Raw genomic sequence first — 611 nt, forward strand, 5'->3', positions numbered from 1 at the left:
GCCGCCGAAGGTGGGGTAGATGATTGGGGTGAAGTCGTAACAAGGTAGCCGTATCGGAAGGTGCGGCTGGATCACCTCCTTTCTATGGAGAATCGTTTCCTGCGATGGAAACATTCAAATATGAAGCGTAAGCTTCAATAATTCATCATTCCATTTGTTCAGTTTTGATGGAACTTGTGAGGGGCCATAGCTCAGCTGGGAGAGCGCCTGCCTTGCACGCAGGAGGTCAGCGGTTCGATCCCGCTTGGCTCCACCAATTACAATTTCATCTATAACTGTTTGGAGATCATTAACTCTTCAGGAGTTGATTGATAATCACACAGCTTTGCACCTTGAAAACTGGATACCGAAACGAAATTGCGTTTTAGAATATTCCTTTAAGCTGATCTTGTGTAAACAAGTGAAATAAAGGTAGCAAATAAGGAAAGATATTTTGCCATTGGCAAAAATCACTCTTTATTGAACATCGACATTTTCTTTCTGTGAAAGAAAAGTCTAGGTTAAGCTACAAAGAGCACACGGAGGATGCCTAGGCGCCAGGAGCCGACGAAGGACGTGGCGAACAACGATAAGGCCTCGGGGAGCTGTAAGCAAGCTTTGATCCGGGGATG

Annotated in this window: 1 tRNA gene and 2 rRNA genes; all 3 read left to right on the plus strand. The window is 45.3% G+C overall.

Annotated elements, in window-relative coordinates:
• Positions 1 to 82 (plus strand): 16S ribosomal RNA (locus tag MMB75_RS26060); the annotation flags it as partial.
• A gap of 98 nt (positions 83 to 180) precedes the next feature.
• A tRNA-Ala gene (locus MMB75_RS26065) sits at positions 181 to 256 on the plus strand.
• A 242-nt stretch (positions 257 to 498) separates the two neighbouring features.
• A 23S ribosomal RNA gene (locus MMB75_RS26070) occupies positions 499 to 611 on the plus strand; the annotation flags it as partial.

The organism is Paenibacillus sp. P2(2022) (genome assembly GCF_029522175.1).
Taxonomy (GTDB): domain Bacteria; phylum Bacillota; class Bacilli; order Paenibacillales; family Paenibacillaceae; genus Paenibacillus; species Paenibacillus polymyxa.